Below are 21,108 nucleotides of genomic sequence, written 5' to 3' on the forward strand. Positions count from 1 at the left end.
ATGAAGCCCGGCAGGATCACGCTCTCTCCTGCCTTATTGGAATTTTATAGATAAGACTAATATTCAGTTAATTACCAAACATATAGTAAAAAAAACTCAAATAAGAAAAATACAGACACATATCACCTTAACGACAACCAACAGAGGTTGTCGTTAAGGGGGTTATCTGGATATCAATATATTACGTCAGCTGTTTGATGAGATGTACGGCCTGGCCGTTGAAGGCACCGCTATTACTGACTCAGCAACCGAGCTGGCAGAGAACTACTTCGCTTCTTCTGAGAGCGCATTTAAAGCCGCAGAATCCTTAGTGGCCTGTGAATCTCTTAAAGCTTGTGGCTCGGGTTTTGCCTGTAGCCTTACTGGTGGTGCGCTATTGCCGCTGGCAGTGACCGCTGATGTCTGTTCTTCGCTGTTTATTCAGATGCGCTTGTGTGTAGCCGTGGCGGTTATTGGCGGGCATTCCACTGCTGACCCGCGAGTACGTTTACTCTGCTGGGGGGCGGTTGCCGGTGATGCCTGTGCTGATATTGCCAGTGGCATTCTCACTCGCCTGATGACCCAGGCATTGACCCTACCGGAAGCGGAAGGCGCGTTGCTGACTGTGGTGCGCAGTGAGTTGCTGATGAAAGGCGGAGGCCAGTTGACGAAAGAAGGTCTGCTGGTTCCGTTAGTGGGCGGGGTAATAAACGGCGGTGCTGCCTGGCTGGTCACCCGTCTGACAGGGCATCTCGCCATTCGTCTGTTTCTTTCACCACCAAATCCACCCTACACAGCATAATCTTCCGTATTTCATTTTCGGACATCACCTGTCCGGCTCTCTTAGAGTAACACACTGATTTTTCTGATACTTCGGCCACGTCCTTGCAGTCGGGTTTGTTATCGTTTTTGTCCTGACGATACAGACCTTAATGGAGGGGACATGGCCGTTTATCGCGAAGATACTGACCTGCGATTCCTGGGGGGTTGCGAGAATGAGGACCTGGATTTACTGGTCAGCCTCATTACCCATGACCCACGGGATAAAACCCTGCGCTGGACGGAAACGCTGTCCGGCAGCGACAACTACAAACGTTTTTACCCGGCGCACCGTAATTACTGGCAGGAGATTGCCGCTGAAATCCAGACCTTTGGTGCCAGCAGTATTGCCAGTGTGTTCAGGGGGGGAAAAGGCGTGTTGTACCGGGAGGTGTTATGCGATGTCTGTGAGCATACGGGTGTGAAATACCGGAAGGAGGAAACAACCGAGGCCATTGAGCTTTCCCTGCTGCTGGCGTTACTTGAAAAAAGTCTCAGCGAGATGTCAGCCGAAGAGTTGCAGGAGTTTGCTGACAGTATGGGCACTGAGCTGACCGTACCGACAGCACCGCTGATTTTAATGGCTATACGGACTGCCGTCCGGGCCTCGGGCTTTGCAGCCTATCGCCTATCAGTAGTGATGCTCAGTACGCTGGCACGAGTGGTACTTGGGCGTTCTCTGCCGATGGTGGCCTATCTGACACTGAGCCGCTCCATCGCCGTCCTGGCGGGACCGGTTGGTATGGCACTGAGCACTGGCTGGCTGGTTGTTGATATGGCAGGCCCAGCCCGACGTGTCACGGTTCCGGCCTGCCTGCTGGTCGCCTGTCTACGTCAAAAGTATCTGCACCACTCACAGTAACCAAACGGAAATCCTTCACTATGTCTGCGGAAGAAAAACAACACGATCGCATGGCATCACGGCTGGCGATCATCATCAGTCGCCTGCTGATGGGGGAACAATTATCGGTACAGGCGTTGTCTCTGGAGTTTCAGATCTCTGAACGTACCCTTCGTCGGGACTTTCGAGAGCGTCTAAGTTGTCTGGAACTGACATACCGACAGGGAAACTGGTCACTGGCCCAGCCGCTTTCCGGCATTCACACCAACAGAGCGATCCTTCACTTTGCCCGTGCCACCAGCATAGAGCAGTTGTTTCCGGCAATGGATAACAAACTGATAGCGGTGCTGACCGACAGCAGCATCCCGTCGCCCTATATCGTCTGGCTTTCGCCTCCAGGGCGTAAACCGACACCCTTTGGTGGTTTCTGGCGCATTACACAGGCGATCCTCGACCGTACTTTACTGGACTTGACTGTGGATATAGAACAGTACCGCTGGTTCGCCCCCTATCGTCTGATTTATTTCGAAAACAGCTGGTATCTGCTGGGCGAATACCAGCAGCAGGCTTATGTCTTTCGCTTGGAAAGCATAGCAGATGTCTGTCTGACGAAAAGGCAATTTCTGCGCAGGCGGCAGATTGATGCGCTGACGACCGATCCACATTTTATTCGTTCTTTACCCCACTTTCAGTACTTGCGAAAAGTACTGGCTGATACTGCAACAGAAGGAAAACCATGAAAAAAATACTTTTACTGATGCTTCTAGCCTCCACACAGGCTGATGCAACCGTAAACCAGTGGACCAGAACCTGGGTTCAGGGTGTCACGGAATACCGCATACAGGGGAAAGATGGCGCTGAACTGCTGATGACCTGTTCACCGGATGACAATGCGTTCGTGCAGTACACCGCACCTGATGGCAAAACGCTTACCAGCGGCAATGATAATGGGCGCAGCGTTCAGGCACAGGTCAACAGCGGCGATACGTTCCTGATTAACGACACGTTTTCTGATGCCGGTGGCAGTAACTTCGAAGCCTTCTGGGATGCTGTCAGAAAATCCCATCGTATACATATAACGGCGACCGGGCTGACCTCCGCCACCTTCACCTTCAGCAATGCCGCAAAGATTCTGCCTGAGTTTGATAAGTCAGGATGTCTGACCCGCATGTGAGCCTTTATTGCTTCAACAAAAATAAGGAAAAAATAATGAAAACAACAATGAGTGCCCTTGCCGTGGCACTGATGATTTCACCTCTACTGCACGCCGCAGAGGCCCCGATCAGGATTGGTCTTGAGCAGGTTAAAAATCCGTATTACCCGAATCTACATCAGCAGCGTGTTCATGTTCAGTCGCTGACTGATAGCGTCACCATTAAGGATATTGTCATTAACCGAGGTAATTGCCCTATTCAGAAGATGCCCACAGTCTACGCAGGTAGCAAGCCTGTATCACTGGTACCTTCAACATTGCCTTACGGGAAAGAGATTGCCGTCTACATTAAAGGCCCATGCAGTGTGGCGGAGATTAACGTCATCACCAGTCAGGGGGACTGGCTGATGAAATACTAGTTTCGATTGAAAAATATCTGGTCTGACAATCAGTTGTCAGACCCTGTTGTGCTATCAATCGTAATATCAAAGAAATCAGGTATTAATACTGCGTATTAATAGCCATTATAAACCCCTCCCCCGTAAGGCCCCTCCCCTTATGAAGGATTCGCCATACTATATATCTCATTATTTCATTGTGTTAGCGCCCTGCCACTGCTTGTCTAACTGCTTTGTGCCAGAGGTCGACGTTGCTAACATTGAAGCCTGTTAATCTATGGGGTTCAGGTCATAGAGAAAAGAATAAAGCACCTGACCCCGAAAGCCAGACAGGATATGGTCTTGTATGATTTACCCCCGATTAAAGATATAAAAGAGCACCGAGCGATTTTTCCATGTGTTTATTAATTATTTAAATCCCTTTATTTTATCCCACTCGGCCTTGCTAATTTTCTGAATATTTATTTTGAATCTTTTGATGACTTCCATTATTTTATCAAAGTCATGGTAATCACCAGGCATAAATTCATTGGAAATTTTAGCGTAGTCATTTAATGCGATTATCACTGCATCAGATTCATGCTCGTTAGGATTAAGTAACATCTCTATTTTTGCTTTAAGAAACGTCAAATCGCTCTTGGTATTCGTAGCCTCCATTCGAATCTCACGATAATATGCGTCATCTTTTTGATCGTTTTTTTCAAATTCGTTCGTTATAAGTATTTGTAAGTTATTTAATTTATTAGCGACGGATATGTACTTGGCTGCACTATCTCTTAGCTCATTAATCCATGCTTGCCTGCTTGATGATATAAGTTGGGCTCTGAGTTGTTCTTTAGCATGTTCAGCATGCCCGTCCCGATCATCTTTCATAGTTTTCGCACTATTTGAAATCGCATAATATGAGATTGCTGCCGGGATAGTTGCCCCAATAATCGCCCCCAGAATACTGGCAAAAACTGTGTCCCAACCGAAACCAGAATCTACGACTACAGTCGGTAATTTACCCAAGGTTAAAATACCTGAATCTAAAAAATTTGAATTACTTAATGGAAACGGAATACCTAGCCAAGTCATAAATTTCTCCTTTGTGAAGGAATTATCATATCAGCAGATTAGAACGTTTAGCTAGAAATCTATAATGTTCAAGCCTTCTCGCATAATCTGCCCTGAGGAATATAGGAACTAAAAAAGCATGATGATGGTTTCGCCTGACAAGCTTCTGGTCAGTGTCCAAGAGTAACTTATACATTAGAATTTTGCTGAAATCACCCCATCACCTTGGCAGGCACATCATTAAATGCATTACGGGGGAAAACTATGGATAGCATCAGCTCATCGCTCAGAGCATACATTAGCTAGCCGTTGCCTCCATCAACAACACAGAGTTTTCCCCAATCACTCCAGCAACATCAAATCCATGCAGAAAGGCCGCACTTCTTACCGGAAGTGCGGCCTTTCTGCATTTATGCCATTAATCACAAAGGAGTTTTATCATGAAATTAGCCAGCCGCTTTGGCCGAGTTAACCAGATTCGCCGCGATCGTCCACTGACAAATGACGAGTTGATGGCCCATGTACCCAGTGTATTTGGTAACGACAAGCATGAATCCCGCTCGGACCGCTACACCTACATTCCGACCATCACACTGCTTGATAGCCTGAAGCAGGAAGGCTTTCAGCCATTCTTTGCCTGCCAGACCCGAGTGCGCGATCAGAGCAAGCGCGGGCACACTAAACACATGCTGCGCCTGCGCCGTGAGGGGCAAATCACCGGTAAGCAGGTGCCGGAAATCATTCTGCTTAACAGCCATGACGGCTCCAGCTCATACCAGATGTTGCCGGGGCTATTTCGTGCAGTCTGCCAGAACGGGCTAATTTGCGGTGAGAGCTTTGGTGAGGTACGTGTGCCGCATAAAGGCAACGTGGTGGAGAAAGTCATTGAAGGGGCTTACGAAGTGCTCGGGATTTTTGACCGGGTGGAAGATAAGCGCGATGCCATGCAGTCGCTTTTGTTACCGCCACCAGCACAACATGCTATGGCGAAAGCGGCATTAACCTATCGCTTTGGTGAAGAGCATCAGCCGGTGACGGAATCGCAGATCCTTTCCCCGCGTCGCTGGCAGGATGAGAGCAACGACCTGTGGACCACTTACCAGCGCATTCAGGAGAACTTGATAAAAGGCGGACTGTCGGGACGAACGACGAAAGGTCAGCGTGCTCAAACCCGCGCTGTCAAAGGGATCGACGGAGATGTAAAGCTCAATCGAGCTCTGTGGGTGATGGCTGAAAATATGCTTCAACTCGCTTCATAAACGACTTTTACTATTACCTGTAAGGCCCTGTCATGTCAGAGATAAATCTACCTCCGGATCTTCCGATAACTGAAGCGCGCACCATTCGTCGCGCTCTCCGCTTACTGGAAAAATATCAGCGCCAGCCTGGCGAACAATTTAATTCCACTACCTTCACCAAAACCTGGCTGCAACTGCGTCTTGCCCTGCAGGAGCGCGAAGTTTTTCTTGTTTTATATCTCGATAATCATAACCGTCTTCTGGAATGCGAGACGCTCTTTACGGGCACGATTAACCATACCGAAGTCCATCCACGCGAAGTGGTGAAACTGGCACTACGCCATAACGCTGCCGCTGTGATTCTGGCCCATAACCATCCATCCGGAGAGACAGAACCGAGTAAACAGGATCGAAACATCACTCAACATCTGGTGAACGCGCTGGCTATGGTAGAGGTGCGGGTGCTGGACCATCTTATTGTTGGCATCGATGTGCTTTCTTTTGCTGAACGTGGCTGGCTATGAGGCTAACCATGAAAATCATCGATAAAAAGGCCGCGATGGCGATTCAGCGACAGCATCCGGATTCCCGGATCTTTCGCTACTGCACGGGCAAATACCAGTGGCACGGCAGCGCCAGTCATTATACCGGTCAGGATGTCGCGGAGATTTCCGGTGTGCTGGCGGTTTACGCAGAACGCCGTCGTGACAACCACGGTCCGTATACACGCCTGATGTGCATTACCACCAACTGACATTTAATAAGGAGTAGAAAAATGCAAAATTCATGGGGACTGAAGCGCGACATCTCGCCGTGCTTCGGTGCAAGGCTTGTGCAGGAAGGCTGTCGCCTGCATTTTCTGGCGGACCGTGCAGGTATTAGTGGTACGTTTAACGAGGAGGAGGCACTGCGTCTGGATCAGGCATTTCCGCTAGTGATGAAACAGCTTGAATTGATGCTGACAACCGGTGAACTGAATCCGCGCCATCAGCATTGCGTCACGTTGCATCATAACGGACTCACCTGCGAGGCCGATACTCTCGGCTCTCACGGCTATGTTTACATCGTTATTTATTCTCAGGCATCTGCAACCAGGTAACACCTTCTCTTCTTTTATCAGGACTCAATTCATGCACATTGCATCCGTACCGGCCACGGTGCCGGTTTCGTCGCGCCTGTCGCCAGTACAAGTGTGGCAGCAACTGTTAGCGTATCTGCTGGAACACCATTACGGCTTGGCACTTAACGACACGCCATTCCACGACGACGCGACCATTCAGGAACATATCGAGGCGGGGATAACTCTAGCCGATGCGGTGAATTTTCTGGTCGAAAAGTACGAACTGGTTCGTATCGATCGGAAGGGATTTTCATGGCAAGAACAGACCCCCTTTATTACCGCAATGGATATTCTGCGTGCCAAAAAGAGCATTGGGCTGTTGCCCAGATCTTAAATTATTCTAAGTACATGCTGCTCAGTGTTGCTATTTCCGCTACAGTAGCGGAAATAGCAACGGCATCGCATCTGACATTTGAAAAAATTCAACCAGCATTGATAATAATTCTCATTTCACCATGAGCTAAGATCGAAGCTTTATGAGCCCCTAAGTGTTGCAAACCGATCTCTCATTTCTCACAAAAAGAAGACTGTAAAAATTTTAGGCACCTTCTTAGGCACCATCGGAAAATTGAATTAGAAGTTAACATAATAAATTCATTGAATTACAAACCCAATTCAGACTCCGCCAGCCCACTTTTGATAGGACTGCAACCGGACAGCGGCAATAAAAACAGCCACTTACGGACACTGACCAGACAGTGCGCAGACTGAGAAAAGACAAAAAAATGCACGTGAAATGCACGTGCACTTTAAAAGAACCCCAGATCTCACGGTCTGGGGTTTTTCTATTTGTAACTAAGGGTAACAAAAACACATCCCCTTTCGTGCTCCGCTCGCCTTGACACTGTTTATTTTTACAGTAAAAATACTGTATACAACCACAGTGGTTTTCCGGAGGCTTTTATGTTCGTTGAACTGGTTTATGACAAGCGAAATGTAGAGGGACTTGAAGGGGCCAGAGAGATTATCCTGGCAGAGCTGACGAAGCGAGTGCACCAGATCTTCCCTGATGCCGAAGTGAGGGTGAAGCCGATGCAGGCGAACGGCTTGAATAGCGATGCCAGCAAAAGCGATCGGGAAAAGCTGAACCGCATGCTGGAGGAAATGTTTGAAGACGCAAATATGTGGCTGGTGAATGATTAGCAAAGCCCGTGTTCGCTTCGTGCATACCTTCAACTACGCAGACATGCACCACTACCCATCGTACTTTTCCGATATTGAACGGCACTTCATCTTAGTGGCGTTAAATAATAAGCACTTTTACTACTCACTGTTTTTGCGGTCACTCCAATAGATGCCCTTTTCAGTGCCGCATTAAATGCAACTAACGTTACCGGTCTTGGAGTTGTCTTGGTACGATGTGAATGGCTCTGAAACAAAAACACATCTTCAGGATACTTCTCCCTGCGGGAGTGGAGAATTCTTTTAACTCCTGGCTTAAGAGCAATGCATCTTTCCCTCAGTCCTTTTGTGGCTGAAAGAACAAGAATATCATGGCTCACATCATCAAACTTTGCCCCAAGAAGCTGTCCGGGCTTAGCCTGACTCAGATACAACATTGCCCAGAGATCTGACCATGTATCAGAAATATTCTCAAGATTCCGCTTGATAGCAATAAATTCAACTACGGTAAGCCCCCACACATCTCTCATCATTCCTTTCAGTAGATCCTCTTGTTACATGAAGCTTATGTACAAACAGAATCTTCATGGTTGTAACATTCAATATTCGAATTACCGAACAGTGCCCAGCAACCGTAGCTCATTTTTACATATGGCTGTCCGAAACATCAAACATCCTGCTCTCATACTAAGAATTTTTTGTTCTGAACGTTTGCAGTTCCGTATTGTCTAAATGAAAAGTTCATAAAAAAGGTTCAACATGGCAACGTTTATAATCGCAAGTACCGTAGTTGTTGCTCTTGGCTTGATAGTATTGAGCCTGATCAAAATTGGCATAAGCACATCGAATAACCCGGATGAATTTTAATGTGTTGAAGTTCGTGTAACGTCTTTATTTACTAGGAATTTTTTATATAGAGTACAAACGGCCACATCGTAAATGATCGCCACCTGCTTCCGATCCACTCCGTTTGCGATCAACCTGCCAGCCTGAGCCCATTGCTCAGGTGTCAATTTTGGCCGCCTCCCACCGATTCGCCCTTTCTCACGGGCTGCGGCCAACCCAGCCCGAGTGCGCTCCACTATCAACTCCCTCTCCATTTCAGCCAGAGCTGACATGATATGAAAGATGAAGCGGCCCATCGGGCTTGATGTATCAATGCTGTCCGTGAGGCTCTTGAAGTGGATGCCACGCTGACGTAGTTCATCCACCAGCAGCACCAAATTACGCATGCTACGACCAAGACGATCCAGCTTCCAGACCAATGACGAATCGGAAGGCGTTAAAGTCACCCGTCTGAACGTCGGGCAATACCTTATCGAAGGATGTCAGGCACTCAATTCGGATGCGGCGTGGGGCGGCATGGATGGAGGTTTTGACATCCCTACCGACCGCAACAAGCAACCGCTCATCTGGCTGGATTATGAGGTTAACGCTGACGGTTCGGTGCTGGTGAAGACTTATCACCGCACGCATCCTGACGCGCCAGCGTTCGCCAAGAATGAACTGGATGGCCTGAGCGATGGCGATCCTGTCGATATCCCGGCTGATCAGTTCGTCAGCGTTCGTGTTGAGATGCCGCAAAACAGCATCTGGAATCAACGCGCAGCTACGGTTGAAATACCTGATTCATCCGCTGGTTAAACAGGGAATCTTCAGGCATATCCAGGCGAACATCGATCCAGCTATTCGCCGGTACGTCCATCGGTTCACCTTTGGTTTTAATGATCTCACCTTCATCGCTCAACATGTATTTGCGCTTAAACAGTCGAATCGTCAGGCCGCCGCTTTCGGCTTGCTCTGCCTCAACGACACCTAGCTCCCCCATACCACCAGGATCCATAGGTGGTAAGAGTTGCCAGCCAGAAGAAGCCAGGCCTGCTGAACCGGTAAGCGTATAAACACCTACATCAAGACGAGAAATGCTGATTCCTTCAGCTTCTGCATTCGCCGTACCGCAGCCGCACCAGATAAAGCCCTCTTCGTCCAGATCCATTCGCTGGTTATCCGTCTGTGATTTAACGATGCGGGCTACCGGGGAAGCGGCTTTTAGCGTGCCATCAGAGGATTTGGTAGTATTTTTATCGGTGTAAGGAGTGTATACCTGCAAACTGGCGCCATCAGTGGTTCCTGAGGATATTTTGATTCCTTGTCCTCTCTGCCCAACACAAATGTTGAAAAAGCTATCGAATGACTGGGTGTATAGGCAGGGGCCACCAGCCCAGGTGTGACCAGTATCTGCATTATTACGCCAGAATTCAGTTACGCTTGCGGCAGACCTCAGATACCCGACAACTTGCGTATCAGTCCAGGTTCTAACAACCCCTTTGCCTCCTAAACCAAAATCCCCTTCAGATATCATTTTCCCAGAAGAGCTGTATGCATCGCGCGTAGCGCTACTTCCCAAACCGAGGTTTGAGCGAGCGCTTTCTGCAGTTGTTGCCCCGGTCCCGCCCTGGTTGACAGGAACAGCTCCGTTCGTTTTTGTGGCAACCGTATTAACCATGTACTGCCATGACGGACCGGTGAATGAAGAACCGTCCGGGAGCGTAACGGTTATATTGCCCGATGCACTGAATAACCGCTGCCAGTTCTGTTTGTCATAGTTCAGGCCACGCAGGGCTTCTGCGCTTTGTGCCACCAGCGCAGCAGTAACAAGGTTCATCGCAACGCGCGGCACGGCATACCATGCAGCGCCGCCCTGTGTCGGTCCGGTATAGTTACTGACCAGCGTCAGGGAGGTATTACTATTCAGGGTTTTGATGGCGAGCGTGTAGGGAATACCGCCGACGGTCACAACAATAAAATCGCCGGCGCCCAGCTCGGTGGTAAAGGCGGTGCCACTGCCGGTGACTGCTGCTGAGTTATTGGTCAGTGTCAGTGTTCCTGCGGACATAGATGCTCCTTGAGGCAATAAAAAACCCCGCCGTAGCGAGGTTGGTTTTAAGGTTGAAAGGGGTTTAAACGTACATGTCGGGGATTACGGGAAGAGAGATAGGAGTTACCCCGGCGTTTGCCAGCTGTCTGTCTGCCCAGCCGACATACACTCCCCTTCCGGCACGGAGAGTGCCGTTCTGCATGACCAGTCCATAGTGATAGTGATAAATGCGGCCGCCGCCGAAACTGGGTACCCTCAGACCAAAACGGCCAACCGGCACATATCCGCCACCGGGTACGGTCTGAGCCGTGGCAGATGGCACAAAATTTATGCCGAGGTAAACAAACGGCCGTCTTGCGGTTGAAAATGTACACTGGCCTGCTGCGTTATAAATATTGAAGCCAGGGTTCGCGGCCACGGGCGTAACGCCACCAGCAAAAATAATCACATCGACGGTACCGCTCATCGGCTGATCATCGATATTGGATCCATCGTTGAGAAACAGCAGCCGGTTCCCGTCATAGTCGAGTGTGTAAGGACTGTCCCACTTACAGCAGACCAGGTATTTGCTGCGATCAAACCCGGCTATAGTGGGAGTGACCCAACCTGAGGTACCGATGGTAACCCTGGCCTTGTAAATGCAGTAACCCACTCTTGACGCCGTTGTGATCGCAGTAAAATCGGTGCTGTTCTGAACGAGAAGGCCAACGTTTGAGTTCTGGCTTACGGGCAGTATCTGCCACAGAGTGCCGGAGAACGCCACGCGCTGTGGGTTGGGGAATCCGGGGTTTGAATTGCCGCTCCAGTTTTGCGTGACGTTCGCGCCGGAAATACTGACACTGTCCAGTTTGAATATCCCCTCGTCGCTGATTACCGTCTGGGTGGGAATGAAAATGACATTCGAACCCGAAACGTAACCCTCGACCGTCGCGGTATTAACTTTCCCGATACCGCCGGAAATCGCCCCGCCATAAGTGGGGCAGCGTAATCCGGCGGTGATTTCCATCGGCTTACCGCCATCATTGAGATCGATTAAAAGTCCTGAAGGCATAAATCACCATGAGCCAACGACGATACGGCCACCGCCGGGGATGTTGACGGTAATACCGTTATTGTTAATAACGACCGTGTTATTGGTCCCGTTGAACGCAAAATTACCGCTGTCTGCATAGAGTTTGCCGTGGAATTCACAGTCGCCGTTCTTGTCGATGTTCCAGCCCCGAACTCCGGCTGCGAAGTTTGTCGAGCGGATATAACTGCCGATTTTCGCATTGGTGATACTGCCGTCCTGGATCATCGCGTCACGGATAAAGACCTGTCCGTTATAGACAAAGAAGGCGGCCTCATAGTTGCCGGGATCGCTTCCTGAGTAGATGCCGAACTGGTCAGCAGCGAATACAACCGTGGATTTGTAAGAACCACCTGAAGGCTCAATGGACATTCCAAATCCGGTGTTGTACTTCACGCCGTTACGGATAATGCCAAGGTTCAGGGTATATGAAGCCTTGCCTGTACCGTTGCTCGTCACCTCGGCGTTCATTTTCTGGTTAACCGCCGTCGTCAGGTCTCCAACCTCTGCCTGAACATACGTATCGAGGGAAGCGATAGCTTTCGTGTTATCACTGATGGCCGTTTGCTGTTCGAGGATTTGCGAGTTAACACTTTCGAACTGAGACTTAACACTGGTGGTGAGCTGGGCAAGCGCCTTGTCTACCGTGGCGATCGTTGTCCTGACCGTCATGATTTCGGCATTTACTTCGCCCAGCTGCTGGAACTGGCGTTCCACCGTGCCGTTATTGGCCAGCGCGTTTTGCAGAATACCTTCAAGGTTGGTATCAATGCCCTTCTCCACGTTTTTCATGGCGTCAGAATTCCTGACAGACTCGTCAATGACGTCAATCAGGCCCGACGTATCGGTCTGGCACAGCGCGGCCACTTCAACAAACGCAGATGTACCAAACGCGTTGATCGTGCGGACATACCAGTAATAAGTGTGCCCGTTCTTCAGGTTATGGCTGCTCCATGTGGTGCCGATCCCGGCACGCGTTGCCCTTCCTTCAACCGTTGACGTGCTGGTATTCGGCAGCTTGGTTTCGCCGGACGTCCAGAAATCAAACTGCGTTGATACGTTCGTCACTGCTGCAAGGCGCGGGTACAGAGTGATGGCAAAATAGCTTTGCTCAATATCGACCCGTGACGGCGCTGGCGGGGCCTGAATACTGAATTCAAGATATGCCTCCGGCGACTCTGCCCCCATCTGGTTTACCGCAGTGACGTGAGCCGTGTAGGTAGACTGGACAAGCCCTGTCAGGCGGGTGAAGGAACCCGGAACCTGAACAGAGAGCACCGTCTGACCCGCCTTGCGGATCACAACCTTGTTGTATACAAACTGCCCGATGTTCTGCCAGGACAGCACGCCCTGAACCACCTGACCAATTTCCTCGACGGTGTATTTCAGGTTCTGCGGCTGCGCCACTCCACCAGATGGCAGCTGCGTGAACGGCGGCCGCTCAATTGGCTTGCCTATCGCATCACCCCAGACATCAGCAGTCTCCTGTTTCAGGGTGATCTGCACCCCGTTCTGCACACCGAACCGCCAGTCGGTCACGCGCATTTCGACATTAATGATTCCGAGCGACGGGAAATTCACCTTCACGTACATGCCAGGACGGTAGCGATAGCCGCTCAGGTTCAGTGTGAGATTCATCGTGCGTGAAATGCGGGTGCGCTTCAGCTTGATGTCTGCCAGGCGCTGGGCCTGAAACTCACTGGTGACAAAACGAAGCTTCAGGTCCTGTGAAATCTCAACGCCATCTTCAGCAACCCATTCGCTGACAGACACCGCCGGGAAATCAGCCTCGGCGTAGGTCTGCTTAGGATCGATAAAGGTACCGTTAATGGTGTTGACGCGCTCAGACTGCGATACTTCCGGCATGATTTCGATATCGCCGGCCAGCTGACTTTCGGTGATCACTTCGGTTGCAGGGCCATAATACGCACCAACCAGAATGCCGTGCTTACCCGCAATGTATGTTGGCTCGCCAGCTCCGGCAGCCAGCATCGCCTCAAGAATGCTGGCCTTGTTTTCGTTCAGGTCGAACTCACCGTTTAAGGTGTAACGTTTTTCCGTGGTTCCGTCGCCGTTCGTTACCGTCTCGTCGCAAATGTTGGCGGCTTCCTGAAACTGATCCCAGTTGATATCCGCATCCGGCACCTTCAGGTAATTTCGGTAATAGTCCAGCACGCAGAGCGCAAGGTTGTTGCTGTATTCCGTGCGGCCGGTGCGCGGGTCATAGACCTTGCGCCCCGTTTTCTCGACCTTGATGTTAGGAATGCCTGAGGGGAATTTTTCAGCGTTAAACTTCAGCGACACACGTAGCCAGGAAATGCCCTTGCCGATCATGTCCTCTTTCCAGGACGGGCAGTTCTGAAGCATAAACGGATCGGCAGTCTGGCGGTCGTTATGTACTTCGTAGGTGGCGTTATCTGGGTACGAACCAATATCGTCATCACCGAGATAGATGGTTCCCACACCGGAGAGTGGGTGTCCCGCCAGGGTGATAGCCAGGTGAAGCCATTCGCCATCAGTCTGATCGCCCTTTTCCTCTTCGGAGAAGAAAAGCGTACCTGCCGATACCGTCCGGCCATATACCACTGTTTTCGGGCTGGCGGCCGCGCGCAGGACCTGCTTTCTTTCGGAGGTATCACGATAAGCACCAATAGAGGGCTTCTTCGTCAGCATCTGCGTTGCCACCTGTGCAGCAATCGTGATCGCCATTGCAACGGCATAAGCTCCATTAGCTGCAGCTGCACCAGCGGCAACGGTGGCGATAATCGGAATAGCAGCAGGCATCAGCGAACCCTCCAGACGCTCAGTGGCTTAATCCTCAGGCAAACCAGCCCTTCCTTCCCCGGCACCCACACGGCGCCGCCGTAAATTACTCCTGCGCATCGGGTGCCGGCATTCTCTACAACCGCGATATCGCCGCGCTGGGCCATCTTCACAGGAACCTCGTCGAGGTACTTCGCCAGCACTTTCTCCAGCGAGCCGCCGCCGCGCAGCAACGCTTTTTTCGCACCCGTTTCGCTGTCATACGTCCCGCGCCAGCCGTCGGCAAAATTATCCCCGGTCATCGCTTCAGCGCAGTCAGCTGCGAACAGGCAGCAGTCATGTTCGCCCCATAAAAAAGGCCGCTTTTCAGCGGCCCTTATCACGGCGATTAATCTGTTATGCCAGTCTGGATGCTTCATGCTTCCTCACGAATAGGTAAATCCTGGCGCATCTTTTTTACTGCCCCAGTAAATTGAACGTTCTGCCATTTGAGCGACGTAGCGAAATATACGGTCGCCCGGCTGGGCTGCCTGGTGGGATTCATCGGTATAGCGATCCGGGAAAGGTCGCTGCCAGTCCTCAAAAATATTACTGACGGTGTACTGCAGGGCGTTGGTATCTCCTGATGTCGCTCCGGTACCGGATACCCGGCCCTTAAAAATCAGGTCCGCCACCTGAACCACACCATTGTCGTCCATCGCCACCAGATACAGCTCAGCAGGCTTGCCCACGCAACGCTCGTTAAGCGTTTTGGCAAAAAGGGACATGTCCAGGCCGGACAAAGTCATTTTCAGTTGCGTCGGGCTTGTCGTGTTGGTTTCGCTCACGTCATCAATAGCGCCCAGCGTTCCCATGCCGTAATAGACAAATCCACCCAGCACCAGTGTTCCGGTGCCGGAGTGAACGTAAGCCGTGCCGGACTCAAACTGGACATTTGCCGCCAGCACTGCAGTAACCCTGTCGCGGGAAAGCCAGGTGATCATCGAATCAGAAAATGGGGAATACAGCATTAAAACGCCTCCTCAAACTCCAGTGTGTAGCTGGTAAAAACGCCCGGAATACGGTTCCCCGCGCCCTGCTGGTTATCCTTCAGCTTAAAAATACCGTAGGGGTTAGCCACCTCAATTTTGCCGTTAACCGGCGGCGAGGTACGCAGCATCGGTGCAATCGGAATGATTGCGGTACCAGTTGATGTGCTGGTCACATCAGCCGTAACCATTTTCAACTCATCGTTAACGGTGAGGTAATCCCCGGTGCGCAGCACAAGCTTGCCGGGCGTCCAGCCCTTGCTGCTCAGCTGCATGCCAGTCTGGTTAGCGTCCTGAACAACCGGATTCCCGGCTGGCGCTCTGCCATCCCGGCCCCAGTCACGAATTTTTACCCTTCCATATTCACCATCGAGCGAGGCCACCAGCGCATCTATACGCCGGGATTTTTCATCGGTGAGATTGTTAAACGTCAGGGAGCAAATCCAGCGGGTACCGGGAAAGCGAACTGTCTGAGAAGCGCCGTTAAAGGGGGAACGAAAGGTTTTGGTATTACTTTCCGGCCGCCACGTCAGCGACGCCGGACATACATCTGCAGGCCATTCAAGCGCAGCCATAGTTACTCCTTACTTAAACGTTTAGCATTCTCCTGGCCGGTCCATTCGTCTGGAAATCCTTTAACGTTTCCTGCCTCGCCAGCTTCGCACCGTCTCTTGCTCCCCGTGCTGCCGCTTCTTCCATTGCCTGTTTAAGCGCGGCGTCGCCATTACCGGAAATGGTGAAATGCTGGGTAATATTTATTTCACCACTTCCCGCTGGTGAGGTTTGCGCCCCGGTTACCCGAACACCGAGCGAACCATCCGCAGAGCGTGTGAGTGGCATGATGGCTTCCGGGCCAGCCTCCCCCATCAGCCCAGCGCCTTTCGCAAAAGCAAAGTATGTCGGTGATCTGACAATGCTGTTACTGTAAGCACTGAGGCTGGCGGAAGCGTAAGCGCCCCCCTTAGCGTTGAGCTGAAGACCTGATGCCGCAGAGTTGTAAGAATCTGACGGTGTGGACCCGCCAGCAGAGCCGCCAAACAATCCGCCCAGGAATCCACCACCGCCCATAGAAGACTGCAGCGAATTGACGATCATCGCGTTAAGGATAATTTTCTGCATGGATGCCAGTACCGATTTTGACCAGTCCTCCCAGTCAACTTTGTTACCAGCCAGCGCTTCAGAAATATTCCCCACCAGCCCAGACATGGTATTATTCACCAGGTCTGCTGACTGCGATGCATAATCGGAAGCAGTATCTGCCCAGTTAGCAAAGCCCTCCCGCATCCCAGCCGTCCAGTCACTTCTTTGGGCATCAGACGCAGCATAGAAACCCTCCTGATCGCGTAGGCGTTCATCGAGATAACGTTTATTCAGTGCCAGAGCTTCCTGATAAAACGCTTCATCAATATCACCTGCCTGCCGTTGCCGAAGCAGATCAGTGTTCTTCTCTTCAAATTCCTTTCGGATATTGAATTGCTCTTGAAGCCTTTCACGAAACCGAGAACCCTGACCATAACCAATCAGTTGGGCTTCGTTAGCTGCACGTGAGCTAGCGTTGCTGTCTGCGAGATTTGCCTCGTAATTACGGAGTTGCTCACGAATTTTCTGCTGATCAATAAGCGCGGCATTCTGCAACAGGGTCTTTTTCTGGGCTTCTGTCAGAGAAGCAAGTTCGCCCTGACTAACCTGGTATTTAACCTTCGCCAGTTCAGTATTCTGGCCTTGCAGGGCAATCTGCTCTTTTTGCTGCTTTATAAGGCGCTTATAGACATCCTCTGTTTTCTCGCCTTCGGTTTTACCGCCCTTCGCCTTCGGTTTGTTGGCCTCAGTGTTCCGCCATTCCGCCAGGCCGTTATTAATCAACTCCTGACGGCCTGTCTGGAATTGAGGATCACTGGTTAATCCCAGATCATCAGCGGCATAACTCAGCCGTAAACGCTCTTTGTCCTCACCCTTCAGGCGTGACAACTCCAGATCCCGGCGGCTCTTTTCGAGGGCATCGGTTTGCTTTTTGTCGAGGTCAGCCTGAGGAAGTCTGAGTGGAACGTTAGCCAACCCCTGACGGGCAATAAGGAGTTGATTGCCCAGCCCCAACAGGCGGTTGAAATCAGTATGCTGACCATTCATCATGATCATCGACTGATAAACCACATTCTGTCGCCATGCTTGTTCGCGTATTAAATCATTACGACGCCGCTCAATTTCTTCGAGAGCCTGCTGAATGCCGCGAGATTTATCTCGCATGTCATTCAATTTTCCTTCTTCAACAGCGAGTTGATCAGTAACTATCGCGATAGCCCTTAAAATATTTGCATCGTTCTCACTGGTAATCCCCGGCTTACCTCGGGAGGCATTAAGATCGTCAATTTGATACTTTAGATCGCCAACCTTCCTGGCTTGTTCATCAATCAGACGATTTTGCTCGACAAGGGCTCCAACAGTCTTACCACGGTTGTCATCTGTTTCCGATAAGGACATGCGAGATGTTTTTTCTCTAATCTCGTCAATTTGACTGGCATACTCCTGTGCAGAGCGACGGGCCTGCTCCTGATTCTGATACATCGCATACCAGGCACCAGCACCTAACATTACCAAGCCAGGAACTCCACCGATGAGACCAAGTGCACCACTCATGAGCCGAGTGCCGACGGATGTCACGCTATTGAGATTGCTTTGAGCCGAAACACGGTTTGCAAGGTTCCGGTTTAAGGCAGCCTGAGCTGAAGCCAAACGCCTTTCAGCGACAGCCTGAGCGTCGGCATTTTTAGCTGCTACCAGCCCTGCCTGTGCACGCTCAAGTGCAGTTCTGGCCCTGACTTTTTCCGTAGCTGTACCACTGGCAAGAGCGGTAGTCAGTCTGGTATGGGCAGCAGTGACTTTTGCTTCAGCTGCCGCGACTTTCTCTTGCTGAGCCGCCTGAACATCTGCACTTCTTGAACTCTGTACTGCTTGCTGAGCCCGATAAACTTCAGCCCTGGAAGCCGCAACAGCGGACTGAGCCGCTTTGTCCTGCGCGACAGCAAGAGCAACCTCTGACTTAGCGGCGGATATTAGTGCACCAGTTGCACTCGTGGCACTGGTTACAACTCCGCTGAGATATCTTGCCAACCCAACGCCAACAAGCGCACCAGCTACTGTTGTTATTGTGGACATATTGTCAGCAACTTCACTGAGCGCACCGCTCACTGCTGATGAGGTAAAAGAATCAAGCGTCTGTGCGACATTATCCAGTCCACCAGATAACGCATCGGTAGCACCAGTAGCCTGGTTGACACCACCAACCCAGGCCATGAATGAGTTAGTGACTTTTTGCAGGGAGCCGGAAACAGTTTGCGGCATGTTGGCAAATTCGCCCTGCAGAGCCCCTAACTGGCTCATTAAAGCTGGCACAACCTTATCAATCGTTAGCTGTCCCTGGTCAGCCATGCTCTTCAGGTCTTTGCGGGCCACACCCATTCCGGCTGCAAGTGCGCGGATAACACGATCACCTGCTTCGTTAACGGCGTTGAATTCTTCACCGCGAAGAACGCCCTGAGCCAGAGCCTGGCTGAATTGAGTGATAACAGAACTCGCTTCCTGAGTATTTGCTCCCGAAAGTTTGAGGCCGGTAGAAACAGCTTCGGTAATTTTCAGAACTTCGTCAGAGCTATACCCATATTCACGCATTGAAGCAGCTGCGCGTGAAAAAAGGTTTGCGTTGTCTGAAAACGCAGTGCCAGTTCTTTGGCTGATTTCCATTAATTGACGCTGAGAAGCGGCAAAATCATCAGCAGAAGATGATGCCTGCTTGAGTCGCGCGTTTACGGAGTTCCACTCGTCAGCAATCTGAACGATCTTACCAGTCGCAAAAGCTGCCGTAGCAGCGGCAGCAGCTCTTCCTGCCGATGCAAATCCGGCAGTCAAATCAGATAGCGCCCTTTCGCTCTCTCTGGCGGCAGCGGCGGCCTGACGACCACCATTTTGCATGGTTCGGTAATAATCCTGCCCCATGCGTGAGGCGCGGGAAATTTCCGTCTGGAATGATTGCGAGTTAGCGGAAATTTTAATAATCAATTCTCGTAATGTTGCCATCACATTCTCCAGGCGAAAAAAAACCCGCTGTCGCGGGCTAGCATATTTTGCTTAATGATTTCGGTGATATTCTCTAGCTGATTCTCTATTTAATTCCTGATACCTTTCCTGGATAAGCCTGTCGTGATCATCTCTACTTTTCTTGTAGAATTGATATCTTTCACCAAATATCGGCACCAATGAATTAACAAATAAGAGTGAAACCATACACCCTATAATGATAAGTATTTTTGCTAAGGTTTTATTGCGCTTCGCCACATAAACGATTGGAATTGCACAGGAAGCAAACAAAAACACTAATGCAATTGGTTGACGCAATGCAAAGATAAAACTTATTAAAACTACTATTGCTGTGATAACTGCCAAAATATTTCTCATTTATCCCTCCATCAATTTTATAATGGCGGGTATACAGCATTAATCATCCAGCTGCAACACTCAGCGCCTCCTCAAGCCCTGCAAACGGGTCCTTCGGTGCTGATTGCTCATCACCACCCCAGCGCAGGATCGCATCGTCCAGCGGTACTTTTGCCCCCTGTGATCCGTAGATGGCAGAGACGAGCTGGGCGGCCTGAATGTCACCGCGAATATCGCCAACCGGACTTTGCCTGTCGTACTCAATCCACATCAGAAGCTCGCTTGCCGTCATGTTCTGCCGTAGTTCTGAGAGCGTGCGCCCCATGCGGAGCGCAAGCGACATCAGAAACTTTACGCCGGGGGTTGAGACTTTTCCCGCGCTTCGTCCGCGTTGTTAATCAGGTCAAGCGCCTGTTTGAGCAGGCGTGAGTGTACGGGGCCGTAGATTTCACGCACCTGCTCTTCTTCATCTACGCTGAATACCGGTTGCTTATCGGTGTCACACAGGACGTCAATGAAGAGCACCACGTCAGCACAAAGATTGCGGTGCGCCTTTTCCGATACCGACACATTTTCGTCATCATCACCCGCTTTCACCACTTCCTGCCAGCGCAGCCAGGCTTCACCAGACGGCTCACGCAGAACCACTTTGACGCCTTCCCACTCAGGAACGGCGACCGTCTTATGACGGAAACCCGACATCTTAGCCAGGGCGAGATTTTTAATATTCTTCATGCGACCTCTCAGGAGCCAGACTCGATATTTTCAGGCTTACCTTTCAGACGCAGGGAGAACGTTGCCGCCACTACGCCGTTGGTACCTGAAGACCAGGTGTGCTGGCGGATTTCAGCCAGGAACTTAAAGCCCTTGCCGGACGGGAAGATAACCTGGAAAGCGTAGGTCGTATCGTTGTCATACGCATCACGCAAGGCGTCCTGCGCCGGATTCTTGTAGAAGTTTCCGGACAGAGAGATTTCTGACGGAGAAGGCAGGCCGTTAATGTTCTCCTGCTCGGTCGAGCAAAGCGTTGTTACGTCGATATCCTGCTTCTGACCACCGGTGAACTGAATTTCTTTGATGGTGCAACTCAGATCGAGGAAGGTTGCGGAATCCATCGTTTCTTTGGTGGCTGGCAGGGAGGAAATAAGGATCTTCGTCAGCTGCGATTTTTCATAAAGTGCAGACATAGCTGTCTCCTGGAAAAAGAAAACCCGCC

Annotated in this window: 24 protein-coding genes and 3 pseudogenes; 13 read left to right on the plus strand and 14 right to left on the minus strand. The window is 50.7% G+C overall.

The window, feature by feature from the left end; all coding sequences use genetic code 11:
- The first annotated feature begins 202 nt into the window (after positions 1 to 202).
- The 5 genes from F8561_RS00265 to F8561_RS00285 all read left to right on the plus strand — a co-directional run bounded on the left by F8561_RS00265 (position 203) and on the right by F8561_RS00285 (position 3,211).
- The gene (locus F8561_RS00265; protein WP_151887026.1) at positions 203 to 781 is read left to right on the plus strand and encodes a hypothetical protein; all 579 of its coding nucleotides are present in this window, start codon (positions 203 to 205) and stop codon (positions 779 to 781) included.
- A gap of 141 nt (positions 782 to 922) precedes the next feature.
- Positions 923 to 1,660, plus strand: coding sequence for a DUF3944 domain-containing protein (locus F8561_RS00270; protein WP_110820463.1), 738 nt, complete (start codon positions 923 to 925; stop codon positions 1,658 to 1,660).
- Positions 1,661 to 1,680: 20 nt separating this feature from the next.
- Positions 1,681 to 2,379, plus strand: a complete 699-nt coding sequence (locus F8561_RS00275) for a WYL domain-containing protein (protein ID WP_151887027.1) — start codon at positions 1,681 to 1,683, stop codon at positions 2,377 to 2,379.
- Complete coding sequence (locus tag F8561_RS00280; protein WP_151887028.1) at positions 2,376 to 2,813, plus strand: hypothetical protein; 438 nt, start codon at positions 2,376 to 2,378, stop codon at positions 2,811 to 2,813. Before F8561_RS00275 ends, F8561_RS00280 begins: the two co-directional genes overlap by 4 nt.
- 35 nt (positions 2,814 to 2,848) lie before the next feature.
- Positions 2,849 to 3,211, plus strand: coding sequence for a hypothetical protein (locus tag F8561_RS00285; protein ID WP_151887029.1), 363 nt, complete (start codon positions 2,849 to 2,851; stop codon positions 3,209 to 3,211).
- A gap of 387 nt (positions 3,212 to 3,598) precedes the next feature.
- Here the strand turns inward: F8561_RS00285 and F8561_RS24265 are convergent, their stop codons facing one another.
- The gene (locus tag F8561_RS24265) at positions 3,599 to 4,267 is read right to left on the minus strand and encodes a hypothetical protein (RefSeq protein WP_226777967.1); all 669 of its coding nucleotides are present in this window, start codon (positions 4,265 to 4,267) and stop codon (positions 3,599 to 3,601) included.
- Between the two features lie 419 nt (positions 4,268 to 4,686).
- Between F8561_RS24265 and F8561_RS00295 the strand changes: the two genes are divergently transcribed.
- From F8561_RS00295 to F8561_RS00320, 6 genes are all read left to right on the plus strand, one after another.
- Entirely contained in the window at positions 4,687 to 5,505 is an 819-nt protein-coding gene (locus tag F8561_RS00295; RefSeq protein WP_192938245.1) for a DUF932 domain-containing protein, read from the plus strand.
- A 32-nt stretch (positions 5,506 to 5,537) separates the two neighbouring features.
- Positions 5,538 to 6,008 carry a RadC family protein gene (gene radC / locus F8561_RS00300; protein WP_151887031.1) on the plus strand — a complete coding sequence of 157 codons (471 nt, stop codon included), beginning with the start codon at positions 5,538 to 5,540 and terminating at the stop codon, positions 6,006 to 6,008.
- A gap of 8 nt (positions 6,009 to 6,016) precedes the next feature.
- A complete protein-coding gene (locus F8561_RS00305) occupies positions 6,017 to 6,238 on the plus strand; it encodes a DUF987 domain-containing protein (protein WP_032642916.1) in 222 nt (73 codons plus the stop codon).
- Positions 6,239 to 6,259: 21 nt separating this feature from the next.
- Positions 6,260 to 6,583 carry a type IV toxin-antitoxin system YeeU family antitoxin gene (locus tag F8561_RS00310; protein WP_151887032.1) on the plus strand — a complete coding sequence of 108 codons (324 nt, stop codon included), beginning with the start codon at positions 6,260 to 6,262 and terminating at the stop codon, positions 6,581 to 6,583.
- Between the two features lie 31 nt (positions 6,584 to 6,614).
- Entirely contained in the window at positions 6,615 to 6,938 is a 324-nt protein-coding gene (locus F8561_RS00315; RefSeq protein ID WP_151887033.1) for a TA system toxin CbtA family protein, read from the plus strand.
- A gap of 569 nt (positions 6,939 to 7,507) precedes the next feature.
- Entirely contained in the window at positions 7,508 to 7,747 is a 240-nt protein-coding gene (locus F8561_RS00320) for a DinI family protein (RefSeq protein ID WP_013096351.1), read from the plus strand.
- Positions 7,748 to 7,833: 86 nt separating this feature from the next.
- On the opposite strand, the gene F8561_RS00325 is transcribed toward F8561_RS00320, so the two are convergent.
- Positions 7,834 to 8,259: a hypothetical protein gene (locus F8561_RS00325; protein WP_123906383.1), complete on the minus strand. Its 426-nt coding sequence runs from the start codon at positions 8,257 to 8,259 to the stop codon at positions 7,834 to 7,836.
- Positions 8,260 to 8,485: 226 nt separating this feature from the next.
- On the opposite strand from F8561_RS00325, the gene F8561_RS24585 reads away from it, so the two are divergent.
- On the plus strand, positions 8,486 to 8,593 hold the full coding sequence (locus F8561_RS24585) for a YnaM/YnfT family protein (protein WP_350223618.1): 108 nt from the start codon (positions 8,486 to 8,488) through the stop codon (positions 8,591 to 8,593).
- On the opposite strand, the pseudogene F8561_RS00330 reads toward F8561_RS24585, so the two are convergent.
- Positions 8,590 to 8,994: pseudogene (locus F8561_RS00330) on the minus strand (recombinase family protein); the annotation flags it as partial. The gene F8561_RS24585 and the pseudogene F8561_RS00330 overlap by 4 nt on opposite strands.
- Here F8561_RS00330 and F8561_RS00335 point away from each other — a divergent pair.
- Positions 8,981 to 9,370 (plus strand): annotated as a pseudogene (locus F8561_RS00335) (hypothetical protein); the annotation flags it as partial. The pseudogenes F8561_RS00330 and F8561_RS00335 sit on opposite strands and share 14 nt — an antisense overlap.
- On the opposite strand, the gene F8561_RS00340 reads toward F8561_RS00335, so the two are convergent.
- The 11 genes and pseudogenes from F8561_RS00340 to F8561_RS00390 all read right to left on the minus strand — a co-directional run.
- A complete protein-coding gene (locus F8561_RS00340) occupies positions 9,336 to 10,622 on the minus strand; it encodes a phage tail protein (protein WP_151887034.1) in 1,287 nt (428 codons plus the stop codon). The pseudogene F8561_RS00335 and the gene F8561_RS00340 sit on opposite strands and share 35 nt — an antisense overlap.
- A gap of 64 nt (positions 10,623 to 10,686) precedes the next feature.
- A complete protein-coding gene (locus tag F8561_RS00345) occupies positions 10,687 to 11,655 on the minus strand; it encodes a DUF6453 family protein (protein ID WP_151887035.1) in 969 nt (322 codons plus the stop codon).
- 3 nt (positions 11,656 to 11,658) lie between these two features.
- Positions 11,659 to 14,457 carry a DUF1983 domain-containing protein gene (locus F8561_RS00350; protein WP_151887036.1) on the minus strand — a complete coding sequence of 933 codons (2,799 nt, stop codon included), beginning with the start codon at positions 14,455 to 14,457 and terminating at the stop codon, positions 11,659 to 11,661.
- On the minus strand, positions 14,457 to 14,855 hold the full coding sequence (locus tag F8561_RS00355; RefSeq protein ID WP_150344284.1) for a DUF6950 family protein: 399 nt from the start codon (positions 14,853 to 14,855) through the stop codon (positions 14,457 to 14,459). The genes F8561_RS00350 and F8561_RS00355 overlap by 1 nt, the downstream gene beginning before the upstream one ends.
- A gap of 6 nt (positions 14,856 to 14,861) precedes the next feature.
- Positions 14,862 to 15,446 (minus strand): hypothetical protein, encoded by a 585-nt coding sequence (locus F8561_RS00360; RefSeq protein WP_118283768.1) that lies wholly within the window; start codon positions 15,444 to 15,446, stop codon positions 14,862 to 14,864.
- Positions 15,446 to 16,039, minus strand: a complete 594-nt coding sequence (locus F8561_RS00365; protein ID WP_118283769.1) for a hypothetical protein — start codon at positions 16,037 to 16,039, stop codon at positions 15,446 to 15,448. The genes F8561_RS00360 and F8561_RS00365 overlap by 1 nt, the downstream gene beginning before the upstream one ends.
- A gap of 13 nt (positions 16,040 to 16,052) precedes the next feature.
- Positions 16,053 to 19,535, minus strand: coding sequence for a phage tail tape measure protein (locus tag F8561_RS00370; RefSeq protein WP_151887037.1), 3,483 nt, complete (start codon positions 19,533 to 19,535; stop codon positions 16,053 to 16,055).
- A 51-nt stretch (positions 19,536 to 19,586) separates the two neighbouring features.
- Positions 19,587 to 19,913 carry a hypothetical protein gene (locus F8561_RS00375; protein ID WP_151887038.1) on the minus strand — a complete coding sequence of 109 codons (327 nt, stop codon included), beginning with the start codon at positions 19,911 to 19,913 and terminating at the stop codon, positions 19,587 to 19,589.
- A 43-nt stretch (positions 19,914 to 19,956) separates the two neighbouring features.
- On the minus strand, positions 19,957 to 20,235 hold the full coding sequence (locus F8561_RS00380) for a DUF4035 domain-containing protein (RefSeq protein ID WP_151887039.1): 279 nt from the start codon (positions 20,233 to 20,235) through the stop codon (positions 19,957 to 19,959).
- Between the two features lie 8 nt (positions 20,236 to 20,243).
- On the minus strand, positions 20,244 to 20,627 hold the full coding sequence (locus F8561_RS00385; RefSeq protein WP_058647340.1) for a phage tail assembly chaperone: 384 nt from the start codon (positions 20,625 to 20,627) through the stop codon (positions 20,244 to 20,246).
- 32 nt (positions 20,628 to 20,659) lie between these two features.
- Positions 20,660 to 21,079: pseudogene (locus F8561_RS00390) on the minus strand (phage tail tube protein); the annotation flags it as partial.
- Between the last annotated feature and the right edge of the window lie 29 nt (positions 21,080 to 21,108).

The organism is Enterobacter sp. 198 (genome assembly GCF_009025585.1).
Lineage (GTDB): Bacteria > Pseudomonadota > Gammaproteobacteria > Enterobacterales > Enterobacteriaceae > Enterobacter > Enterobacter ludwigii.